This window comes from Fusibacter sp. A1, assembly GCF_004125825.1.
In the GTDB taxonomy this organism is placed as follows: domain Bacteria; phylum Bacillota; class Clostridia; order Peptostreptococcales; family Acidaminobacteraceae; genus QQWI01.
The window spans coordinates 255,002-270,581 of the sequence record NZ_QQWI01000004.1; the positions used below are offsets into that span (position 1 = coordinate 255,002).

At 48.0% G+C, this 15,580-nt stretch carries 16 protein-coding genes and 1 other annotated feature; of the genes, 6 read left to right on the plus strand and 10 right to left on the minus strand.

Annotated elements, in window-relative coordinates:
- The first annotated feature begins 37 nt into the window (after nt 1–37).
- Genes DWB64_RS06995 through queC form a run of 5 tightly spaced genes read left to right on the plus strand, consistent with a single transcriptional unit; the run spans nt 38 to nt 3,569 of the window.
- Entirely contained in the window at nt 38–1,051 is a 1,014-nt protein-coding gene (locus DWB64_RS06995; RefSeq protein ID WP_129487497.1) for a 2-hydroxyacyl-CoA dehydratase, read from the plus strand.
- Nucleotides 1,039–1,824, plus strand: a complete 786-nt coding sequence (locus tag DWB64_RS07000) for an acyl-CoA dehydratase activase (RefSeq protein WP_129487498.1) — start codon at nt 1,039–1,041, stop codon at nt 1,822–1,824. The genes DWB64_RS06995 and DWB64_RS07000 overlap by 13 nt, the downstream gene beginning before the upstream one ends.
- A complete protein-coding gene (gene queD, locus DWB64_RS07005; protein ID WP_129487499.1) occupies nt 1,812–2,243 on the plus strand; it encodes a 6-carboxytetrahydropterin synthase QueD in 432 nt (143 codons plus the stop codon). Before DWB64_RS07000 ends, queD begins: the two co-directional genes overlap by 13 nt.
- Entirely contained in the window at nt 2,236–2,913 is a 678-nt protein-coding gene (gene queE / locus DWB64_RS07010) for a putative 7-carboxy-7-deazaguanine synthase QueE (protein WP_129487500.1), read from the plus strand. Before queD ends, queE begins: the two co-directional genes overlap by 8 nt.
- Nucleotides 2,914–2,915: 2 nt before the next feature.
- On the plus strand, nt 2,916–3,569 hold the full coding sequence (gene queC / locus DWB64_RS07015; protein ID WP_129487501.1) for a 7-cyano-7-deazaguanine synthase QueC: 654 nt from the start codon (nt 2,916–2,918) through the stop codon (nt 3,567–3,569).
- Nucleotides 3,570–3,768: 199 nt separating this feature from the next.
- Here the strand turns inward: queC and DWB64_RS07020 are convergent, their stop codons facing one another.
- Both DWB64_RS07020 and proB read right to left on the minus strand, forming a co-directional pair.
- On the minus strand, nt 3,769–5,013 hold the full coding sequence (locus tag DWB64_RS07020; RefSeq protein WP_206736653.1) for a glutamate-5-semialdehyde dehydrogenase: 1,245 nt from the start codon (nt 5,011–5,013) through the stop codon (nt 3,769–3,771).
- Nucleotides 5,014–5,823 carry a glutamate 5-kinase gene (gene proB, locus DWB64_RS07025; RefSeq protein WP_129487502.1) on the minus strand — a complete coding sequence of 270 codons (810 nt, stop codon included), beginning with the start codon at nt 5,821–5,823 and terminating at the stop codon, nt 5,014–5,016. It abuts the gene before it with no gap.
- 129 nt (nt 5,824–5,952) lie between these two features.
- On the opposite strand from proB, the gene proC reads away from it, so the two are divergent.
- Nucleotides 5,953–6,780, plus strand: coding sequence for a pyrroline-5-carboxylate reductase (proC, locus tag DWB64_RS07030; RefSeq protein WP_129487503.1), 828 nt, complete (start codon nt 5,953–5,955; stop codon nt 6,778–6,780).
- Nucleotides 6,781–6,866: 86 nt separating this feature from the next.
- On the opposite strand, the gene asnA is transcribed toward proC, so the two are convergent.
- The 8 genes from asnA to DWB64_RS07070 form a co-directional block, all read right to left on the minus strand.
- On the minus strand, nt 6,867–7,871 hold the full coding sequence (gene asnA / locus DWB64_RS07035) for an aspartate--ammonia ligase (protein WP_129487504.1): 1,005 nt from the start codon (nt 7,869–7,871) through the stop codon (nt 6,867–6,869).
- Between the two features lie 142 nt (nt 7,872–8,013).
- Nucleotides 8,014–8,250: a binding site (T-box leader), on the minus strand.
- 92 nt (nt 8,251–8,342) lie between these two features.
- Nucleotides 8,343–8,780 carry a YaaR family protein gene (locus DWB64_RS07040; RefSeq protein ID WP_129487505.1) on the minus strand — a complete coding sequence of 146 codons (438 nt, stop codon included), beginning with the start codon at nt 8,778–8,780 and terminating at the stop codon, nt 8,343–8,345.
- The gene (locus DWB64_RS07045) at nt 8,767–8,979 is read right to left on the minus strand and encodes a hypothetical protein (protein ID WP_129487506.1); all 213 of its coding nucleotides are present in this window, start codon (nt 8,977–8,979) and stop codon (nt 8,767–8,769) included. Before DWB64_RS07045 ends, DWB64_RS07040 begins: the two co-directional genes overlap by 14 nt.
- Nucleotides 8,976–10,913 carry a hypothetical protein gene (locus DWB64_RS07050; protein ID WP_129487507.1) on the minus strand — a complete coding sequence of 646 codons (1,938 nt, stop codon included), beginning with the start codon at nt 10,911–10,913 and terminating at the stop codon, nt 8,976–8,978. Before DWB64_RS07050 ends, DWB64_RS07045 begins: the two co-directional genes overlap by 4 nt.
- 151 nt (nt 10,914–11,064) lie before the next feature.
- Entirely contained in the window at nt 11,065–12,234 is a 1,170-nt protein-coding gene (locus DWB64_RS07055; protein WP_129487508.1) for an ABC transporter permease, read from the minus strand.
- Nucleotides 12,206–13,558, minus strand: a complete 1,353-nt coding sequence (locus tag DWB64_RS07060; RefSeq protein ID WP_129487509.1) for an ABC transporter permease — start codon at nt 13,556–13,558, stop codon at nt 12,206–12,208. The genes DWB64_RS07055 and DWB64_RS07060 overlap by 29 nt, the downstream gene beginning before the upstream one ends.
- A 10-nt stretch (nt 13,559–13,568) precedes the next feature.
- Entirely contained in the window at nt 13,569–14,498 is a 930-nt protein-coding gene (locus DWB64_RS07065; RefSeq protein ID WP_129487510.1) for an ABC transporter ATP-binding protein, read from the minus strand.
- 14 nt (nt 14,499–14,512) lie between these two features.
- A complete protein-coding gene (locus tag DWB64_RS07070; protein ID WP_129487511.1) occupies nt 14,513–15,484 on the minus strand; it encodes a hypothetical protein in 972 nt (323 codons plus the stop codon).
- Nucleotides 15,485–15,580: the final 96 nt, after the last annotated feature.

The window sequence follows — 15,580 nt, forward strand, 5'->3', positions numbered from 1 at the left end:
AAAAGAGGGATTTTCACAATAAGAACAGAGGAAACGTATGACTAAAATAGGACTTACCACCACCGTGCCCATCGAGATTCTACTTGCAGCAGGCAGGATTCCTGTAGACCTGAACAACCTGTTTGTCACAAGCGATGAGCCCAACAGGTATATCGAACTTGCAGAACGCGACGGATTCCCTAAGAGCATGTGCGCCTGGATCAAAGGTATCTACGGCGCATGTATCGAAAACGGAATCACAGAAGTAGTAGGCGTCACCGAAGGCGACTGCACCAACACGAAATGCCTTCTTGACATCTTCGAGCTCAAGGGAATCAAATTGTATGACTTTGGGTTTCCACACGGACGAGATGCACACAGGCTGGAACATTCGATAATGACGCTCCAAAGCCAGTTTGGAGTCACAACCGAAGCGGTCGAGGCGATAAGGTTGTCGCTTGCTCCCTTACGGGAGCTTTCTTCACAAATCGACGCGCTTACGGTCACCACCGGTCAGGCCGGTGGATTTGAGAACCATCTCTACCAGGTGGCCATGAGCGACTTAGGTGGTGTCGGGATTGAGAAATTTCATCAGACGCTTGAAGACGCCTACAAGGAAATGCTTAAAAGGCCCGTCAACACAAAAGGATTAAGGCTCGCCTACCTTGGGGTTCCACCCATGACAGGCGATCTTTACGATTATATCGAAACACTTGATGCGATGGTGGTCTACAACGAGGTGCAAAATGAGTTCGCTTTCCCTAGGGCAAGCTTGGCCTTATCCATCAACGAGCAGTATCTGGATTACACGTATCCCTATGACAATAAGACGAGAATCGAGTCGATCAGAGAGCAGCTTAGCCTTAGAAGGATCGATGGCATCATCCACTATACACAGGCTTTCTGCCACCGGGCCATAGACGACATTTTGATCAAGCATCATCTGGATATCCCCGTGCTCCATATCGAAGGCGATACCAGCACCGTGCTTGATGCCAGAACCAAACTTAGGATAGAAGCCTATCTTGATATGCTTCACGATAAGAAAGAAGGTGTCACATGCGAGTTCTAGGTCTTGATTGCGGTAGCCGCTACGTGAAAATGGTCATCCTAGAAGACGGTCATGTCACTTACAAACATCAGGTCAGCACCGTCAGTTTCTATAAGGACTACTGCGTCTCAGGCGATACGCTCACCTTTAAGTCGTATCTGATCAGCGAGACACCCTTTGATGCCATCTACACCACAGGCTACGGCAGAAACCACATGGCTTTCTCAGGATCCACTGCCGTCAACGAGCTAAAGGCGCATGCCTGGGGAGCACTCTATAAATCAAACCACAAGGACTTCATCCTTCTTGACATTGGTGGACAGGACGTAAAGGTCATCAGAGTCGAAAAAGGCCTGCTGACAGATCTTGAGCTCAACGAAAAATGTGCGGCATCCTGTGGAAGATACCTCGAAAACATGGCAAACGTACTCGACGTTCCACTCGACGAAATGAGCAGCTATCATGAAAACCCAGTGCATCTGAACGCCACTTGCGCCGTATTTTCAGAATCCGAACTGATCGGCCAGCTCGCCAGAGGGGCGGACATGCATTCGCTTTATGCGGGTGTCAACCATTCGCTCTACAACAGGCTAAAGCCGATGCTTGCCGCCTTCAAGGGGAAGACCCTTCTCTTATCAGGCGGCGTTTCACACAATCAAGCGATCATCCACTATCTGAAAGCGGATTACGACGAGGTCATCGTACTTGATGATCCCTCGTTCAACGGCGCCTTAGGATGTGCCATATACGGCTTAAAACAATTATCGAAAGAAGGTATACCATGTTCACGATAACAGCACAGAGTCATTTCGACAGCGCCCATTTTTTATCGGGTTACGAAGGGAAATGCAGCAACCTGCACGGCCACCGGTGGGTGGTCGAAGCGACCGTCCTTGCCGAGCAGCTTCATGACAGCGGCCAGTTGAAAGGCATGGTCGTCGATTTCGGCGACATAAAAAAAGCCCTTAAGGACCTAGTTGACTTCTACGACCACAGCATGATCTATGAAGAAGGAACCTTAAAGGCAAAAACGATAGAGGCACTTTCTGACGAGGGTTTCAGAATCATCAAAATCGACTTCAGACCGACGGCGGAATGCTTTGCCAAACATTTTCACGACGCCTTAAAGGCGCAAGGCTTCAACCTGTCCGGTGTGACCGTTTTTGAAACTCCTACAAACCGTGCCACTTATTCAGAGGTTTCTCATGTCTGATACGCTATATGACGTTGTGGAGATCTTCGACAGCATCAACGGAGAAGGACTTAACGCTGGCAAACTCGCCACCTTCGTTCGCTTAAAGGGATGCAACCTTAGATGCAGCTACTGCGATACCGCATGGGCGATCACTCCTGATGCGCCTAGTGTGAAGATGAGCGCAGAGGAGATAAAATCAAGCATACTTGCTTCGGGTCTTGAACATGTGACACTTACAGGCGGCGAACCGCTGCTTGTCGATAAGTCGGTTGAACTTCTCACCGCACTCGTTAGCGACCGTTATAAGATCGACATCGAGACCAACGGTTCTGTTCCGATCAGACCGATTTTGGAGCATGAGGGTTTAAGCGCTGTCGATCTGATCATGGACTACAAGCTACCTAGCAGCGGCATGACTGAGTCCATGCACCTTGAAAACCTGGAGCTTATCAGAAAACAGGATACCGTAAAATTCGTCATCGGTTCTGAAGCCGACATGGATGAGGCGTACAGCATCATCAAAAAGTACTCGCTTACAGGCCGCACCAACATCTACTTCAGCCCGGTCTTTGGAAGCATCACCCCAGAGGCGATGGTCGATTTTATGAAAAAGCACCGCCTGAACGGCGTGACACTTCAACTTCAACTTCATAAAATAATCTGGCACCCCGATGCCAAAGGAGTCTAACCATGAATCATGAAAAAGCAGTCGTCGTATTCAGCGGCGGACAGGACAGCACCACCTGCCTTTTTTGGGCCAAAGAACGCTTCAGTGAAGTCATCGCCGTCTCTTTCGATTACGGACAAAAGCATATCCAAGAGCTCGAGTGTGCGAAGACCATCTGCAAGAACCACGGGTTCGAGCATCACATATTGGACTTGAGCCTATTGAACCAGCTTGCTCCCAACTCCCTTACAAGGGTGGACATTCCTGTCGAACACGTCAAAGAGAACGAGACCACGCCAAACTCATTTGTGGACGGTAGAAACCTCTTGTTCCTTACCTTTGTCGCCGTCTTCGCAAAGCAAAGAGGAGTCAGCCATATCGTCACAGGCGTGTCGCAGAGCGATTACAGCGGATATCCCGACTGCAGGGACGTCTTCATCAAATCGACCAATGTGACCTTAAACCTGGCGATGGACTTCGACTTCGTTCTGCATACGCCACTCATGTGGATCGACAAAAAAGAAACCTGGGCCTTGTCCGACCAGCTCGGCGTGCTCGACATCATCAAAAACGAAACCCTCACCTGCTACAACGGCGTCATAGGATCCGGCTGCGGCACCTGCCCCGCCTGTGAACTCAGATCCCGAGGGCTAGATCAGTATCTGGAGCAAAAATAAAGTAAAAGCCGATCTCGCGATCGGCTTTTTTTGATATGGAACCACTCTTTTTTATGAATCCATAAAATAGTTTTAAGAGAGGCTAGACATAAAACCTACCCGCTCTGCTATTTACCAAATAAGATTACGGAAAAGAGGGCTGGCACAAGGCCAGCGACCACGCGAGCTTTCGTTCTGAAGGAGCGCTGAAATCTAACCCTTACCCTCTAATCTGCCCGTTACCGATCACGACATACTTGTAGGTTGTCATTTCGTTAAGGCCCATCGGTCCCCTTGCGTGGATCTTGCTGGTGGCGATGCCGATTTCAGCGCCGAATCCGAATTCCGCTCCGTCTGTGAATCTGGTGGACGCGTTGTGGTAGACTGCCGCTGAGTCGACGATGTTTAAAAAGTAATCGGCGATGATCGTATCATCAGTGATGATGGCATCGGAATGGTGGGTGCTGTGTCTGTTGATCCAGTCCACTGCGCCGTAGACATCGTCTACGATTCCAATGCCCAGGATATAGTCCAGGTATTCCTTGAAATACTCGTCTGCAAGCATCAGCTCTGATTCCTTCAGATAGGCTTTTGCCAGCGGGTCGACCCTGAAGGTGACTTTGTCGCCGATCTCCCTTGCAAGGGCCGCTAAAAAGCTTTCTGCTATCTCCTTATGGACCAGCACTTTTTCAGCGGCATTACATACAGAAGGCCTTTGAGTTTTCGCGTTTTTTATGATTGCAAGCGCCATAGTGAAGTTGGCGTCCTTGTCGACATAGATGTGGCAGTTCCCGGCACCCGTCTCTATGACAGGCACTTGGGCGTTTTTAGTGACCCAGTTGATAAGCCCTGCGCTTCCTCTTGGTATCAGGATGTCGATATATCCTCTCATCGTCAAAAGTTCCGCGGCAGCGGTCCTATCCACAGAATCGATAAAGCCTATGGCATCGGGTCTAATGCCGTTTGATTCAAGTGCCTCTTTCATGATCTCAACCAAGATACGGTTCGTGTGAATCGCTTCTTTTCCGCCTTTAAGTACGATCGCGTTTCCTGTCTTGATTGCGATGGCTGCGGCATCCACCGTGACATTGGGTCTGGACTCGTAGATCATTCCTATCACACCGAAGGGAACGCTTCTCTTTTCGATTGTGAGTCCGTTTTCAAGCACCTTCGATTCAAGCACCTTGCCGTGGGAGGATTTTAAAAAGGTAAGCGAGGTGACACCTGCCGCCATATCAAGTACCCGTTCCCCTGTAAGCTTAAGCCTATCGAGCATCACTTGACTCATTCCTGCCTTGATAGCCGCCTGGATATCCTTTTCGTTTTCTTTGAGGATCGCCGATTGGTTCACACGAAGGCCTTCAGCGATAGAAAGCAGCGCCGTATTGAGTTCGTGTTCCTTATAGGCACCCTGTCTGTAGGATGCCTGCTTGGCAAGTTCACATATTTTAAGTACGCTCATCATTTAGCTTTCCTCACTTTCAAACCATGTTCCGATCAACTCACCGTCCATGATTTTTGTTATCACATCTGCCTGATCGCTGTTTGCGATGATCGTCTGAATACCTTTTTCCTGCGCGATTTCGACAGCCATCAGCTTAGTCGTCATCCCACCTGTACCCAGATTGGTCGACGAATCACCCGCAAAAGATCTATGTTCGTCTGATAGTCCGAGGATATGACTGATCAGCTTGGCGTCTTTCACCTCTTTAGGATTTGCATCGTACAGTCCGTCAATATCAGATAAGAGAATCAGCCACTGGGCGTCGATAAGCTGCGCTACCATAGCAGAAAGCCTATCGTTATCTCCAAACTTGATCTCATCGACAGCCACTGCGTCATTCTCATTGATGATCGGCATGACACCCATTTCAAGAAGCGCCTCAATCACATTTTTCGAGTTGGCTCCCCTTTCGACATCGACGATGTCCTCACGCGTGATCAGGACCTGACCCACATCGAATCCGTATTCTGCAGCCATCTTGAAGTACATATGCATGAGTATGTTTTGCCCCACAGCCGCAAGCGCCTGCTTTTCGCGAAGGGTGCTTTTGGCTTTGTCCACCTTAAGCCTTCCCATCCCTGCGCCGATGGCTCCAGAAGAGACCAGGATCACCTCTACCCCGCTGTTTTTAAGATCCGCCAGCTGCTTCACAAGCTGCTCGATCTTCTTGATGTTCAAGAGACCTGACGGATGGGTCAAACTGCTGGTTCCTACTTTGATGACGATTCGCTTGGCATCGATTCCCGCATCAAATCGTTTTATATTAGACATTTCCTTGTCTCCTTTTAGTTTTCCTTATATAATAGGGTAATTGTTACACATTGTTAATATACATCTTTTCTCATCACTTGCGCAAGTACCTGTGTCAAGTTATGCTAAAAATAAAACCAGGAGGTAGGCATGGAAAAAAAGATAGGATTTATCGGCAGCGGCAACCTCGCATACGCGCTCATTTCGGGCATGATCAGTTCTGGTGAATTCTCTCCCAGTGCTATAAAAGCCAGCAATCCGGGCAACAAACGTCTCGAAAAGATCCGTGGAGACTTTAGGATAAGGGTGACCCATGACAACCGCAAGGTCGTAGAATTCGCAGATATCGTCATCCTTACTGTCAAGCCCAAATACTACAAGACAGTCATCGATGAGATAAAAGATCTTGTAAGTGAAAACCAAGTCATCGTCACAGTCGCAGCCGGTGTAAGCACCGACTATGTTGAAAACTGCTTCGGTAAAAAGGTGAAGGTCATCAGAACCATGCCCAACACTCCCGCACTCGTAAGAGAAGCGATGACGGCGCTTTGCACAAACAAACACGCGACAGCTGAGGACATGAACGTCGCTCAGGCCCTTTTCAACTGTGTTGGCGATACTGAAGTAGTCAACGAGGAACTGATGGATGTGGTAACCGCAATTTCGGGATCATCCCCCGCCATCGTCTACATGTTCATCGAAGCCCTTGCAGACGGTGCTGTCTTAAAGGGAATGAACCGCGACCAGGCCTACAAGCTCGTATCGCAAGCCGTTCTCGGGTCTGCAAAGATGGTAAGAGACTTGGGCGTCCACCCAGGACAGCTTAAGGACAATGTCACTTCAGCCGGTGGCACCTCCATAGAGGCGCTATTTTCACTCGAAAAAAGCGGATTCAGGGGAACCATCATGGAAGCGATCGAGAAATGCACCAACAAATCGGTCTACCTGTCCGAGCAGCTCGATTCGGATATGGACTAAACTTATTAAAAAACTTAAAAAGCGCTATGGAAGCTTCTAGCTGTTTATCACAGATAGAAGTGTCCATTAGCGCTTTTACTGTATGCTTATAAAAGCACTACACCATGCTTTTGACAAACACTGTGTGTCTCCTGATCCCAAATACTTGCCTGAACCTCGCCGATGTGAGCCTTCTGTAAGAAGAACATGCAGATTCTCGACTGGCCGATTCCGCCACCTACGGTATAGGGCAGTTCACCGTCCATCAGTGCTTTGTGAAAAGGCATTGACAGGCGGTCCGAAGCGCCTCTCAGTTCAAGTTGTTTCTCAAGGGCGTCCTCATCCACTCTGATACCCATCGACGAAAGCTCGAAAGCCTGCTTCAGAACCGGGTTCCAAAAGACGATATCTCCGTTTAGCGTCCAGTCGTCGTAATCAGGAGCCCTTCCGTCATGTGGTTTTCCAGAAACCAGATCATGGCCTATCTTGCTGATGAATACGGCTTTTAGTTTTTCTGTGATCGCATCCTCACGTTCTTTTGTCGACATTTCAGGATACATGTCTTCAAGCTCTTGAGTAGATACGAAATAGATCTCCTCTGGAAGGTCGAAGGATAGGACAGGATAGATCGCACTCATATGTGCAGCCGTCTCTTTAAATACGCTGTAGATGGCTTCTACGATTTCTTTTAATGTCGCTTCGCTTCGCATGTCTTTTGTGATGACCTTCTCCCAGTCCCACTGGTCGACATACATCGAATGGAGTTCATCCAGCACTTCATCGCGTCTGATCGCGTTCATATCGGTATATAGGCCTTTGCCTACTTCAAATCCGTATCTTCCTAGAGCCATACGCTTCCACTTGGCAAGTGAATGTACGATTTCGACCCTAGAATCCTCATGGTCGAATCCGACGGGTCTCTCAACCCCGTTTAGGTCGTCGTTGAGTCCGCTTTCACGCTTTACAAAGAGCGGCGCCGAAACCCTTAAAAGGTCCAGTTTTTTAGCCAGTGTACGCTCAAAGTAGTCCTTTAATGTCTTAATCGCTATTTCAGTCTCCATCAGACTTAAGTGTGATACATAACCTGTAGGGATTTTAGTTTTTGTTTTCATAACAATTCTCCTTTTATCGTTTAATAGACGTAGTTGCCACGTTTCTTTTACGATTGAGTGGAAGTGAGCATTGTCATTTCAGTCGGGCAAGGTTAGCTAGTCCAACATCCCAAAAATAACAAAAAACCTAACATCTCTGTATATAAGAGACGAAAGGTTTGACTTCCGCGGTGCCACTCTAGTTGGTTTCCCACTCATTCGGTACGGTGATTACGATACCTAACAGATATAACGGTCTGAACCCGTCTGAGCCTACTCCTAAAAAGTTTCGGTCAGCTGCTCGGAGATGTTCTTCAATTTAACTCCCGTTACCGGATTCACACCATCACCGGCTCTCTGAAAACTTTGTTAAACCTACTCTTCTCGTCATCGCTTTTGAAGAATCAAGTTGATTTGTATATGAGTGTATGACATTTGTCCCCTCCTGTCAACACAATAAATAAATTTTTATGGTGCAAACGTTTCCGAAGATTAAGCGTAGATGTTCAACAACATGCCCTGAAGCTCTCCGATTTTCGAAAGCAGTTTGATCCTGTTTCTTTCTTCAGCAAGAAACTCCTGTGTGATTTCAACGAGTGAGGCGTCAATCTGGGATACCACCTTGAGCACCTTACCCCTACCGAACCTGGAAAGACCTTTTCTATCCTGTATCTCAAAAGCAAAATCCACCGCTCTTGAAACAAAGTCTTTTACCATGCGTTTGTAGTGCACGAGCACTTCGATGTTTTTGGCATCCACAAGCTTGTCGCCCTCAGACCGGATGGCAAGCATCAGCTGTTCAAGCTCATGCCTCGTGTCGCTTTCTCTCTTATCACCCATCAGGTCAGAAAACGAAGTCCCTTCGACAGCCTGAGGCGCCTTCACTTTGGAAGGGGCTGCGCCCGATTTGCTCACTTTATTGATCTTCATCTTTTTTCTCCTCGATATCTTCAATTAATTTTAGCACCCCAACCACCACTGCAAGCATTTGCGGCGGAAGGTTGTCTCTGATATCCGTGTCCAGTTCCTCAGAAAGCCTTTCAAGCTCCTGTTCGATGGGAGTGGCGCTTCTCTTTAACAGTTCGCTTGCGATCTGCGTGTTTTCACTTTGCTTTTTAGGTGTCATCATACCTTAAAGTCAAACCCCCTGTTCTCTCTTAAAAAGGGCTCAGGCTTCGCAACTTCTTTTGGAGGATTCGTTTTTGTAGGATGCTCGTTCCCCCAAGAATTGAAGTTGATCCCTGTGACAGAAAATCCGACATCCTCGACATAGTTTTTCAGCATTTCCGTAAGCGGCTTGATGGCGGCTTCTGCATTTGTATTGTTGTTGAGCACCTCAACCTTGACCTTCTTATCGATTGAAGCCACTTTGATTCCCACATCACCAAAAGCCTTGGTGTCGAGCACGAAGAACATGTTGAAGTTTTCCCAGTCCACCTTCATGTCCTTCTGTTTTGATTTGATAAAGACCTTGACGTCAGTAAGATGCCCTTCAAGACTCATGGGTATGTTGATCATCAGCTGCTGCGGCTGCGGTTTGTCGGTCACCTTCATGTTAAGCTGTTGCCCGTTGATATGCGATAGTGTCTTTGCGACGGTTTCCTGCTCAGCGCTTGTGGCACCTGTTTTTGCCAGGCTCATCAGCATGCTCTTAAGATTTTCAAGGGGTTTTGACGGCATCGTTTCAGAAGCCTTGTTCCCCTCAGACCCGAAGACTTTTTGAAAAACCTCGGCTTCGTGGTTCACGCCCATCCTTCTTAGGTAGTGCGTCAGAACAGCGGGTGATTTTTCACTGTTTGAAAACTCCTCCACCATGTCCCTGCCCCATTCCTTGATATCCTCATAGCCAATACCGTCCTGAAGCTTGGACTGAACAAGCGGCATCACAACCACCGCCTTTTTAAGCGTAGGCTTGAATGTCATCTCGTCGATGGCTTTTACGACCTGCTTTACAAGGTCCTCGGCCTTTACGATATCACCCTTCATCAAGTGGGTTTTGGCCTCAGAAAGCACAGCGGACTGCTTTAACAAGTCCCTTTCGCCTTTGAGGCTGATATATAGCCCTATCTCCGATTTCATCACCGCCTGATCCAACTTATCGATCAGCTTGTCAAGCAGCTGTACCTTGTGTTCTTTAGGCATCGGTATTTCTTTTGAGACAATGTCGTTCAATTGCCTGTTGATTTCTTTTCTGAAGGTATTGAACTCGTTCCTCACCTGGGCAAGTTTTGGAGTGACCGTCTCCTCAAGCACCATCCTTACCTGCTGCGGAAGCGCCTCTACCATCATGGATGCGAGCGCTTGCACCTCGTCCACAGGCATTTCTTTTACCGCTTCAGTCAATTGCTCCAGTAATTCCACCAGATGGTCCTCATCGAGAAAATCCTTACCCTGATGTCCTATAGAGTGCTCGCCGTGCCCTTTAGGTTCATGCTGCAAAGACCTATTCTCATCATCCGATGCTTTTTCTGTAACTCCCAAAAGGTCGGTTTTGGCTTGTTCGTAACTCGCCTGGTCAAAAGTATTATCCACAGCGCTGTCCACAACCTGTGGATTATCTGTAGATAAGGCCTCCAACAAATCCAGTAAAAGACCGTCAAGCGATGTGACGACAGACAGCACGGCATTCTTTGCACTACCTGTATCCGCAAGGGCTTCCTCCTGTTTTTGACCCGCCCTCACAGGGGCTTTCTGAGGGGCTATGAAATCCACAAGCGACACTGTGCGCGAATTGTGGATATCCGACATCAGCATCGGAGAAAGGGGCATTCCCTTGTCCACGATCATCGAAATAGCCATCAGCTTTTCAGCCGTCGTACCAGGTGCTTCAGTCATGAACTTATTGACAGCATCAATCGTCTCGGGTGTCGCTTCGACACCTAAAGAAGTAAGCAGCTTGACACCATCCTGCGTTTCTTTTGTCAGCCCACTCAAATCAGGACTCTCATTTGTAGGAGTCCCGTTTTCTTTTATAGTCGTAGCCCCTACAGCATTCGCCTCAGGACTTTTCAAATCATTGTAAAGCTGCTTTGCAGCCTGCATCAAATCACGATTTATCCTCATGGTCTCACATCCAATCTACATGTTATACATACATTATCGGCATCTCCCCCCACAAACTTGACCCTTTATGTCTACCCTCGCAAAAGCAAAACAAAAGCGGGTGTTTCCACCCGCCTAACTCTATTAAACCATATCACTTCTCTTAAACCCCTCACGTCACCTGCTGCCTGTCTACAAGCACATAGCCTATGATGCTGAACAGGGTTCCCATGATCAAAAGCATGATGAGGGGTGTGGCGATTGTGTCTGTTCCAAGGTGGTACATCGTTAGGTTTTCTATGCCCTCTATGGCCCACTTTTGTGGCGTGAAGTTGGCCATCATGAGCATCACTTTGGAATTTACGATTTGAAGGGGCCACATGCACCCGCCAAGCATGGCAGAACCGGTGATCAGGATCGGTGCTGTGGCACCGAGTTGGCTCATCGACTTGACGATACCCGTAAGCAGAAGGCCCATGCCTGTGATCGCAAAACTGAACGCACCTACCAGAATGGCGACAGGCACCAGGTTGCCCACTCCCCAATCGATCTTCAGGACAAACTGGCCGAAAATGAAGACCGTCATGATCTGCAAAAATCCTAAGACGAAGATACTCACCAGATGGCCGAACATGATTTCATATTTTTTTATCGGCGACACGAGCGCCCTTTGCCAAGTGTAGTTTTTCTTTTCGGTGATGATATCACCTACGCCGAAGGTAACAGTGTACATGGCGAACATGATGGTGAAGCCGATCAGTCCGTGAAGGGAACTGTCATATCCCGACCAGATGCTGTCTGTTTCGATCAGACTCGATACGACAGGCATCATGTCCACCCCGCGGCGGTCCTGCTTGTCGAAGTAGTCGACCGTTTTTAAATAGGTCGCCTCTGCGCTTGTACCCGACATCCCCGATAAGACAGCACTTACCTTGTCGACAAGCGCATCCCTCGAGAGAAGTCCTCGCCACTTTCCTTCGAAGGCCTGCTCGGCTGCGATGGCGTTCATATCCTCTCTCAGTTTGAACTTGCTGACTTCGATCTTTTCATCGCTGTACACGTCCACCACGTATAGGACATCTATTTCAGTCTTATCAAGGGCAGTGCTTCCAAGCCCCTTTTCAAACCATATGATTTCGTAGCTGGAACCGCCTTCAAGTCTTGCCTCTACTTCCACATCCCAACCCATGCTTGACCGTTCGATACCGATCCTCGTAGCAGAACCGCTATAGCCTGCCATATTGAAAATGGCGACAAAAGCGATGGAGAGAACCATCATGACAAGCATGATCTTATAGTCGTCCTTGAGTTTTTTAAGTTTCAGCCATAATAGTGTTCTCATGTGTTTTCCCCTTTCTGCCGTAGGCGACAATCGCTATGGTAAGAAACGCTGTTCCCATTGCGATAAGCGCAAACAGATCCGAACGGTAGCTGCTCATGTCGAACCCCTGCATGTTCTGCAAGAACGCGTTCATAGTAAGGCCGTTGACCGTCAGTTTGCTGAGTGTCTTAAAGAATCCCGGCAGCACCGACAAGGGAATGAAGCTGCCTCCTAAAAAGGCCATGACCTGAAAGATGAAGGACTCAAGCATGTTGGCTACTTTGAAATTACCGGTTCTCACGGTATACACCGCGATCATTAGTCCCATACCGGCAACTGCGAAAATCGACGCGCTTGCTGTAAGTACTACAGCCAGCAGACTTCCCCAAACGACACCTAAGACGATGCTTGAAAACATCACCATGGCGACCAGCTGGACCATGCCAAGAAGGAACATCAGTACAAATTTGCTCATGAGTATCATCCATCTGGATACGCCTGTCATATGAAGCCTTTGAAGCGTATAGGCCTCCTGCTCCTCGAGCATCAGCCTTGACCCGTAGCCTGCTGTAAAGAGCAGAAACATCGCCAGCATGGCCATCGTATAGTAGGCCGGTGCCGTCACGGTCGTCCTGCCCTTGATCACTTCTTGGCTAAAGGCGAGCATCTCCCCTGTGGCATCAGCTGAAAACAGCGCTTCTAGCTGGGTACCCAGCTGTTCAAACATAGCCACATCCCCTTTTGACAAGAGTTCACCCATCATCAGGTTCTTGACAGTCCACATTTCCTCCATACGGGTGGAAAAACCGTCCACCAGCATCTCGATGATCTGTCTCTTAAGATAATTGTCGTTGTTCGACACCACTTGAATGGGTGCCTGGTTTTTAAGGGGTGTCGCACTGTTGATCATATAATTGCTATAAAAATTCCCGTCAAAAATGATGACGCTGTCAAGACTTCCTTCTTTGACCCTTTCATAGGCCGTCTCCCTGTCCATGACTTTCGCACTGACAAGTTCCTCGATTTCCTCTGCTCCTAAAAAGTCAGTCATAAACAGTTCTTCAAAGTCGAGCGCTTCCACACTGTCAAACTGGCTGAGCGCCGCATCATCAAGCAGTAGCACCGCAGCAGTGTCCCTCAGGTAGTCAGAAGGTGCCTTCGCCTCATAATCGAAAACGACTCCGACTTGTATGACAGATACCGGTGCTCCATCCTCGAAGATTCCCGATAGGGCAAAGCTAAGTATGGTCACAAGGATGATGGGCATCACGATCAGCGTAAGGATCGCCTGCCTGTCGCTAAGCGCTGTCTTGAGATCCCGCTTCAATAGATTTATAAACATCATAGGTCCCCTCCTAATCTCGGAGCGCTTTACCTGTTAGCTGTAAAAACACCGTTTCAAGATTCGCTTTTTCAATATCGATCGAAAGCACTTCATACTCCGTGTCTTGAAGTGTCTCGATCATTCGCTTCAAGATATTGTTCTCTTCAACGATCATTTCGACCTTGTTCTCCTTGCGTTTCACTTCTGAAACGCCTTTTATTCCTTTTAGGATTCCAAGCAGGTCGTCCTCTATCCTGTCAAAGGTGACCGTTAGCAGTTCATTGTGGGGCACCAGTTCAAGAAGCTCCTCTTTTGTACCGCTTGCGATGACTTTACCCTTGTCCATGATGCTGATCTTGTCGCATAAGAACTCGACCTCTTCCATGTAGTGGGAGGTATAGATGATTGTCATCCCCTGCCTGTTGAGTTCTTTGACAGTCTCTAAAATATGATTTCTCGACTGCGGGTCGATACCCACTGTGGGCTCGTCCATGATCAGTAGCTCGGGTTCGTGAAGCAGTGCCACTCCGATGTTGAGCCTTCTTTTCATACCGCCCGAATACTTGTCCACGCGGTCCTTCAGCCTATCCTTGATACCGATGATCTCAGATACCACTTCAATCCGGTCCTTCAGATGCTGGCCTTTGAGCCCGTAGGCCTTTCCCCAGAACTTCATGTTGTCCATGCCGCTAAGCGTCGGATAAAGGGCTATTTCCTGAGGGACGATGCCAAGGTGCTTCTGTATCGCCTTTGGATTCTTGACGATATCTTTTCCGCCGTAGCTGATGGTGCCCCCGTTTGGGACGATTAAGGTCGAAATCATCGAAATCGTCGTCGATTTTCCTGCTCCATTGGGTCCGAGCAAGCCGATCAGGTCACCCTTTTCCACTTCAAAGCTTATTCCATCCACGGCTTTTAAAGTACCGTAGTTCTTTTTTAGGTTTTCAACCTTAAGTAACATCCTCTTCGCCTCCGTTATTCTTTATCGAAACTCTCCAGCAGTTTCGGGAGTTCCTCTTCTAGGTTTTCTAAAGGAATCATGTCTTTCTCATCCACATCCGGAAATTCTATAGAAACCGCATCACCAATTTTTCCTAGGGTCATATGCATGTCAAACCTAAATCCTGTGATAAAGCTTTCCTCATTCTCAAGACTGGCGACAAGGCTTAATCTTCTATCGATCACATAACCGTCGTGGTCCAGGTAATGGATGATCTCAAATTCCATGAGCTTAGTCGTATCGATCACTTTTTCAATCGCGCTCATCAGCTCTTCCTTTTTTAGTGGAGTTTCATTGGAAGACAGATAGGCGTCTATGTTTTCATCCTGCCCTAAAGCGCTTAGTGCTTCTTTTGCGAATTTCCTAAGTGCGGGATCGCTGATCCTCACTTCATATTTAGTCGCTTTCACAAGTCCGTCCGGAGTATCCATTACCGTATTCTCACCCCTAAAGACATCCTCTTCGCCAAAGCTTTCCCTATACGCCTTGTCGATACTTTTTAGCGTGTCCTCATCGAGCTGATATACCACAGCGCCTGAGAGGACCTCTTCATCCATACTCAACTCCTTGGGATTCAAGTAAACATATTTTCCTAAAAGCGGTATCTCGACTGTGACCCTATCGCTCGAAGCGACTACCTGACTGTCGATGCCTATACCGCCGAATACTGTGAAGATATCAAACTTGGTCCTGCCCGCTTCCTTGTCGAAGGTTTCTGTAAGCGTCAGTTCAATGTTGTTCATCGCCTTAAACAGCTCGATGTCCACGCCTTCCATCTTGGCCTCATCGACCTGAAGGCCGTAACCGATTTCCATTTCACGTACACCGCTTTGCACCTGGTCTGTCCTTTCGACCGCTTCAAGGTAATTGTCGTAGTCCTTGGACTGACACCCGACGAGTGCAAGTACCAATACTAATGCCAATAAAATCATGCCTGTGTTTTTCATAACCACACCTCCTGATACCAGTATAGGCTTTCCTCACGTGTCGCGAATCTCACAAAAGTCATTCGATTTATGGTTTAAACCATTACTTTTGTCACT